6 protein-coding genes and 2 other annotated features (1 of these 8 cut by a window edge) are annotated in these 7219 nt (G+C 35.7%); of the genes, 1 reads left to right on the top strand and 5 read right to left on the bottom strand.

Going from position 1 to position 7219, the window contains the following annotated elements; genetic code table 11:
• The first annotated feature begins 135 nt into the window (after nt 1-135).
• Nucleotides 136-1761, top strand: coding sequence for a methionine--tRNA ligase (gene metG, locus NSA47_RS11785; protein ID WP_257532228.1), 1626 nt, complete (start codon nt 136-138; stop codon nt 1759-1761).
• 142 nt (nt 1762-1903) lie between these two features.
• On the opposite strand, the gene NSA47_RS11780 is transcribed toward metG, so the two are convergent.
• From NSA47_RS11780 to NSA47_RS11760, 5 genes are all read right to left on the bottom strand, one after another.
• Nucleotides 1904-2608, bottom strand: coding sequence for an ABC transporter ATP-binding protein (locus tag NSA47_RS11780; RefSeq protein ID WP_257532226.1), 705 nt, complete (start codon nt 2606-2608; stop codon nt 1904-1906).
• On the bottom strand, nt 2602-3381 hold the full coding sequence (locus tag NSA47_RS11775) for an ABC transporter ATP-binding protein (RefSeq protein ID WP_257532224.1): 780 nt from the start codon (nt 3379-3381) through the stop codon (nt 2602-2604). The genes NSA47_RS11780 and NSA47_RS11775 overlap by 7 nt, the downstream gene beginning before the upstream one ends.
• Entirely contained in the window at nt 3350-4309 is a 960-nt protein-coding gene (locus tag NSA47_RS11770; protein ID WP_257532222.1) for a branched-chain amino acid ABC transporter permease, read from the bottom strand. The genes NSA47_RS11775 and NSA47_RS11770 overlap by 32 nt, the downstream gene beginning before the upstream one ends.
• A gap of 13 nt (nt 4310-4322) precedes the next feature.
• Complete coding sequence (locus NSA47_RS11765; RefSeq protein WP_257532220.1) at nt 4323-5207, bottom strand: branched-chain amino acid ABC transporter permease; 885 nt, start codon at nt 5205-5207, stop codon at nt 4323-4325.
• A gap of 200 nt (nt 5208-5407) precedes the next feature.
• A complete protein-coding gene (locus NSA47_RS11760; RefSeq protein ID WP_257532218.1) occupies nt 5408-6586 on the bottom strand; it encodes an ABC transporter substrate-binding protein in 1179 nt (392 codons plus the stop codon).
• A gap of 58 nt (nt 6587-6644) precedes the next feature.
• Nucleotides 6645-6877 (bottom strand) — a binding site (T-box leader).
• A 204-nt stretch (nt 6878-7081) separates the two neighbouring features.
• Nucleotides 7082-7219, top strand: a binding site (T-box leader); it runs 120 nt beyond the window's last position.

The following is a 7219-nucleotide window of genomic DNA, read 5'->3' as shown; positions in this document are numbered from 1 at the left end:
TTGCAAGGAGAAAAAGCTCAAACCTTCGCTAATGTCCTATAAGGTTATTTTAGCATTAGGGTATTCTTAATAAAAATAAATAAGTTTATAGCTACGATTATTAGCTACAAACTTATTATACGAGGAGGAAAAGTTATGAAAATTTTTATTGGAGGAGCATGGCCGTATGCAAATGGCTCATTGCACATCGGACATATTGCAGCACTATTACCCGGGGATATTATAGCAAGATACTTTAGGGCAAAAGGGAAAGATGTATTGTATGTATCAGGAAGTGATTGTCATGGTACACCTATATCTATAAGAGCTAAAAAAAACAATGTAACCCCTAAGGAAATAGCCGACAGATACCATAATGAGTTTAAATATTGTTTTGAAAAGTTAGGATTTTCTTATAACCTATATTTAAGAACTGATGATGAATTTCATAAGACAGAAGTACAAAATATTATTAATATATTATATAATCGAGGACTAATTTATGAGAAGGAAGTGGAACAATTATTTTGTATAAGCTGCAATGAATTTTTAGCAGACAGATTTATTGAAGGCCAGTGTCCAGTATGTAAAAATAACGCTCGTGGCGATCAATGTGATGCTTGTTCAACTATTCTAGATCCACTTCAATTAGAAAATAGAAAATGCAAGCTTTGTAATAATGAACCGTCTATTAAACGTAATAAACAGTTGTTTTTTAAGTTATCTGAATTCGATAAGGAACTAAGAGATTTAATCCGAAAGAATAAGGATAATTGGAGAATAAATGCAATCAATAATACGGAAAGATATTTAAATGAAGGTTTAAAAGATAGAGCAATATCTAGGTCTCTACAATGGGGTATTAATATACCCATTAAAGGGCATGAGGATAAAAAAGTATATGTATGGGTAGATGCAGTATTGGGATATTTAACAGTAGGCAAAAAGTGGGCATTCCAGAACCATAGAGATTGGAGTGGGTTTTGGGATAATGAAACTAGATCATACTACATTCATGGTAAAGATAATATTCCTTTTCATACAATAATCTTACCCGCATTATTAAATGGGGCTGGAATTAATAAACTTCCTGATAATATAATTTCAAGTGAATATGTTACTCTTGAAGGGAAAAAAATATCCACTAGTAATAATTGGGCGGTGTGGATTCCAGACATTATTGAAAGATATAATATAGATTCACTAAGATATTTTTTTATAGCAAACGGTCCAGAAAAAAGGGATACTGATTTTTCATGGCGAGAGTTTGTCAATAGAAATAACGGTGAATTACTAGGGGTATATGGTAATTTAGTAAATAGGACATTAGTATTTGCAAAAAAATATTTTGACAATCAAATACCTGAAGGTGAGTTAAACCCTTATATAAATTCAAAAATTCAACTTTTATATGATGAGGTTGGGCAACTTATAGAGCATGGAAATTTAAAATCGGCTATAGAAGTAGTTTTTGATTTTGCAAGAAGGATAAATAAATATTTTGATGAGAAGACTCCTTGGATCACAATAAATACAGATAAATCTGAATGTGCAAATACTATTTATAATTGTTTAATATCAATTGCAAATATAGCTAATTTACTCCACCCCTTCCTGCCATTTTCATCGACTAAAGTCAAGAGGTGGCTGAACTGTGACATAGAAGTTTGGCAATATATTGATCTAGAAATAGGAACTACAATAAATGAGTTTGATATTTTATTTGAAAGATTGGATAAAAAAATAATAGAGAAAGAATTGAATAAGTTGGTTCATTATTAAATTAAAGCCGTTAAGGTACAACAATTTGCATAATCCCATTTATTGATTGTAGAGTATTAATCTTGTAGAAGTATTAATATATAATTGACTTAAAAGAAAATGGATGGGAAAAAGTCTTGTGTTTCTTTAAAGTAAAAGAAGCCTATCCCGCAAGATAGGCTTCTTTTACTTTATTGTCATTTAAAAGACTTTCTGTATCCCCTTCTATATCAATTTTCCCATTTTGAATAATATAAGCCCTATGGGCACACTGCAGAGCCATGTTTGCATTTTGTTCTACCAATAGGATAGTGGTTCCTTTTTTATTAATGTCTTTGATGATCGAGAAAATCTCTTTAACAATTAATGGGGCAAGACCCATGGAAGGTTCATCTAGGAGCAGTAGCTTTGGCCTTGAAAGTAGGGCGCGCCCTATGGCTAGCATTTGTTGTTCTCCCCCAGATAGAGTCCCTGCATATTGTTCTCTTCTTTCCAATAGTCTTGGAAACAACGAAAATATATAGTCCATATCCTTCTTCACTTGGACTTTGTCCTTTCTGGTATAAGCTCCTAATTCAAGATTTTCCAACACACTCATGGTGGAAAAGACTCTCCTTCCCTCAGGAGAATGGGAAATACCTGCTTTAACCATATCAGGAGCAGATAGGGATTTTATCGATTTCCCTTTATATAGAATATCTCCTGACTTGGCTTTTTCAATGCCTGATATGGTGCGAAGAGTGGTTGTTTTGCCAGCACCATTGGCCCCAATTAAGGTGACAATTTCCCCTTGATTAATTTTAAGATTTATTCCCTTTAATGCGTGGATTGCTCCATAATAGACATTGAGATTTTGAATTTCTAACACGATTCTTCACCTCCAAGATAGGCTTTAATTACCCTAGGATTGTTTTGAATTTCCTGGGGTGTACCGCCGGCAATTAATTTTCCATAATCAAATACGAATATCTTGCTGCATATTTGCATGACCAAAGACATATCATGCTCGATTAATATTATGGTCAAATCAAATTTGTCTTTAATCCAAGTAATAAGAGACGTCAGTTCCTTTGTTTCCTTGGGATTCATCCCTGCTGCTGGTTCATCAAGCAAAAGTAGCCTTGGTTTACAAGCAAGAGCTCTAGCAATCTCTAGCTTCCTTTGTTCTCCATAGGGAAGATTTTTTGCTAGTTCATCTCTTTTATCGTATAGGTCAAAAACCTTTAAAAGCTCTATCACTTCATCGTTTGCCTTATCTTCATTTTGATAAAAGGAAGGTAAGCGAAATAAGGAATGGAGAACACCATAATTCATATTATTGTGGTATCCCATAAGCACATTATCCAATATGGTCATATTTTTAAAGAGTCTGATATTTTGAAAGGTCCTAGCTACACCGTATTTTGCCATTTTATGAGGCTTGAAGCTTTTCGATGTAATGGAAGTATCAAAATTATAAATAATTTCACCAGAGGTAGGTCTATAAATTCCTGTGAGCAAGTTAAAAAGGGTGGTTTTCCCTGCTCCATTTGGCCCAATGATGCCTACGATTTCTCCCTCTTCAATGGTCAATTGAATATCAGATACAGCTTTTACGCCACCGAAGGATTTATGCAGATTGTTTACTTTCATTATGGCCACCTAAAACACCTCTTTTCTTGAAAAATTTCCCTTGGCTATTGCCCATAAGTCCTTGGGGCCGATAAACCATGATTAAAAATAAGATAACCGCATAAACTACCATACGCAGTTCTGGAATCCCTTGTAAAAACACGGATATAACTGAAAGTACAACTGCTCCCGTTATTGAACCTACTATACTTCCCATTCCTCCAAAAACAACAATAACCAAGATGTCTATTGATTTCATAAATCCAAAGGAATCAGGCTTGATAAAATAAAAATAATTGGCATATAATGCACCGGCTACCCCTGCAAATAGGGCACCAAGGGCAAATACCAATACTTTGTAGTAAGTTGTATTTACCCCCATAGCTTCTGCCGCAATTTCATCCTCTCTTATAGATATACAAGCTCTTCCATGATAAGATTTTATAAAATTATGAATGAGTAAGACAGTAGTCACAACACAAAAGAAAAGCCAAGTCCAAGTGGTATATTGAGGAATATCATTTAGCCCAATGGCACCACCGATATATTCATTATTGAGTCCAATAATCCTCACAATCTCACCAAAACCCAAAGTAGCAATAGCAAGATAATCGCCCTTAAGCCTCAGGGTAGGAATGCCAATGATTATCCCTGCAATAGCTGCAAATATTGCCCCTCCTAAAATTCCTATAATAAAGGGTTGCCCTAGCTTTGCTGTTAAAACTCCTGATGCGTAGGCTCCAATGGACATAAAGGCTGCATGCCCTAAGGAAAGCTGACCTGTATAGCCGGTAATAAGATTTAAACTAACTGCAAGAATGATGTTTATACCTATGACCACAATGTTTAAATAAATATATGAGTCAATTATTCCATTATTTATTAAAAACCCACCTATCATATAGACAATAAAGATAGCCAATAGAATGAGTATTTTTTTCTTATTTAGAAGTTTCATCGGTATACCCCCTTTACACTTTTTCCTTTATATTCGCACCCAGCAGTCCATTAGGCTTAATTAAAAGCACCAATATCAGCACTCCAAAGGCAACGGCGTCCTTATACAGAGAGCCACCAAAAGCACTGACCATGGTTTCTGTTATACCAAGGAAAAAGCCACCAAATACAGCACCGGGAATCATACCGATTCCTCCTATTACTGCAGCTACAAAAGCTTTAAGGCCAGGTCCTGCACCCATAAGGGGGTTAATTGAGTTATAATAGGTTCCTACCAACACTCCTGCTGCCCCTGCCAAGGCAGATCCTATGGCAAAGGTGTAAGCAATTGTCTTGTTCATATCAATTCCCATAAGCTGGGCGGCATCTCTATCTAGGGATACGGCTCTCATAGCCTTTCCTACCTTAGTCTTCTTTATGACATATTGGAGAACAGCCATAAGAAATACCGTCACTAAAATAATATAAAGATTTCTCATATCTAAAAGTACGTTGGTATTAAATAGTTTTATAGATGTATTTGGTAAAAGCTCTGGAAAAGTTCTCGTTTCAGCATGGACAAAGTACATCATCCCATATTGTAAAAATAACGAAACGGCTATGGCGGTAATTAAAGCCGCAATTCTTGTAGAATTTCTCACGGGTTTATAGGCAACCTTTTCTATAATTACGCCCAAAATACCACAGCCTATCATGGATACAATAATGGCAGGGAAAAATCCCAGACCCAAAAAAGTCGTTACTGCAAAACCTATATAGGCTCCTATCATATAGATTTCTCCGTGGGCAAAATTGATTAAGTTTATTATTCCATATACCATGGTATATCCAAGGGCAATTAGTGCGTATATGCTGCCCAAGGATATGCCATTTACCATCTGCTGTATAAATTGTTCCATTTTCTCACCCCTTAAAATTTAATATATCTACTCTATTGCTTGAATTCTTCGTTGAGAATATCCATAGACAATTGAAAATAGCTGGTTGAAAGGCTAAGATTCTTCGCCATGGCTTTGGATAACAACCTTAGGTTTTTCTCCAAAGCCTGCATTTTGAGCTTTTGGCCAAGAATCTTGATTTTCCACTATCTACCTGTTTCTTATGGTTCTAATTTTTTCAGGAAAGTAGGTGCTCCATCCTTCACTTCTAATATGGTCACTGCCTTTACAGGGTTGTGATTTTCATCCATGGATAGGGTTCCTGTAATACCCTTAAAATCAACTGTTGATGCTAAAGCTTCTTTGACTTTTTCTGGATTAGCCTCTCCTGCTCTTTCTATAGCATTGGCCAACAAATAAGCAAGGTCATAGCCTAATGCATTGAAAGCATCTGCTTCTTTACTATGCTTTTTATTAAAGGCTTCCCTAAATTTTACTACTTCTTCAGCATCATCTTCCGGTGAGTAATGGTTTGTATAATATACTTTGTTTAAAGCATCTTTCCCAGCAATTTCTGCTAGTTTTGGAGAGTCAAAACCGTCTCCCCCAAGGACAGGAATATCTAATCCTAATTCTCTAGCTTGCTTTATAATCAAACCAACTTCCTCATAATAACCAGGTACAAATAAAACTTCAGCATCTGTTCCTTTTATGGTAGTTAAAACTGGTTTATAGTCAGTATCCTTCGCCTGGTACGCTTCTTCAGCAACTACTTTTCCCCCATGTTTCCCATAGGTTTCTTTAAAACTTTTTACTAAGCCCTTGCTATAATCACTTGTATTATCCATAAGAATGGCTGCTTTTTTCAATTCTAAATCCTTAGCTGCAAAATCAGCCATAATTACCCCTTGGAAGGAATCACTAAAACAAGTTTTAAAGATATACTCCCTTACCTTGCCATTGCTGTCTACAGTAACATCATCTGCAGTAGCAGAACCAGATATCAATGGCACCTTGTTTTGTATAGCTGCTGGCGAAGCAGCCTTGGTATTTCCTGAGGTGGCAGGACCTAAGATAGCAATCACCTTATCCCTTGTGGCAAGTCTAGTGGAAACATTTGCGGCTTCAGCAGTGTCTGATTTATTGTCCACCTTGACTATTTCAATTTGCTTCCCAAGAACCCCATCGGCTGCATTGATTTCCTCTATGGCCAGTTCTATTCCGCTGGTCAAACTTTGTCCATAGGTAGCAACATCACCGGAAAGTTCATAATTAAGTCCCACCTTAAGAGTATCCCCTTCTGAACCAGAGGCAGAAGCAGAATTGGAATTTTGAGTACATCCTACCGTCAAACTAAAAGTTAATAATAATATCATGACTACATAAAATCTCTTTTTCATTTTTAATCCCCTCTCCTATTAAATAAAAAACCTCTATTATGTATAAATCAATATACACAATAGAGGCGCAACTAACGCTGTACCACTCTACTTCATAACAATCCTTAGAAAGTTATCTTTGTCGGTTCCATCAAACCCTAGCTTCATAACGGGGCCATCCGTCACAACTTACTCTGTTCAGTCGTGCAACTCCGAAGTGATTATTGTCTATTCTCTTAATACCAGTTCACACCAACCACTGGCTCTCTGTAATTAAGGCTTAAATAGTTTTCTCTTCATCATAGTCTTTTATAATTTTTTGAAAATTCATAATATGCATATTATTCTTATTGCTCACTAGAATACCATGGAAATATTCTACTGTCAATAGTTATTTTTAGAATTGTCTAAAAATTTATCTTTTCATCCCTTACCACATTTCTTTGACAAAAAATAAATTGTTGACACCTGGGAAGAATCTGTGGTATAAAATAGAGTATCAAAGTCAATATATCTACAAATTCTATGAAGAGAAAAAGTAAGCTATCTTGAAGTCCTCCAGAGAGTTGGTGTCCTGCTGAAAGCCAATGTTCAACAAATAGCCCAAAATCATCTCTGAGAAGCATGGCTGAAGATAAGAGTAAGTAAGCTATG

Origin of the sequence: Irregularibacter muris (assembly GCF_024622505.1) — a bacterium.
Classification (GTDB): domain Bacteria; phylum Bacillota; class Clostridia; order Eubacteriales; family Garciellaceae; genus Irregularibacter; species Irregularibacter muris.
This window is presented reverse-complemented; position numbering and strand designations above follow the sequence as displayed.

Coding starts and splice junctions, on each gene's coding strand:
- NSA47_RS11770 (WP_257532222.1), bottom strand. CDS start 4,309: ATGAAACTTCTAAATAAGAAAAAAATACTCATTCTATTGGCTATCTTT.
- metG (WP_257532228.1), top strand. CDS start 136: ATGAAAATTTTTATTGGAGGAGCATGGCCGTATGCAAATGGCTCATTG.
- NSA47_RS11760 (WP_257532218.1), bottom strand. CDS start 6,586: ATGAAAAAGAGATTTTATGTAGTCATGATATTATTATTAACTTTTAGT.
- NSA47_RS11765 (WP_257532220.1), bottom strand. CDS start 5,207: ATGGAACAATTTATACAGCAGATGGTAAATGGCATATCCTTGGGCAGC.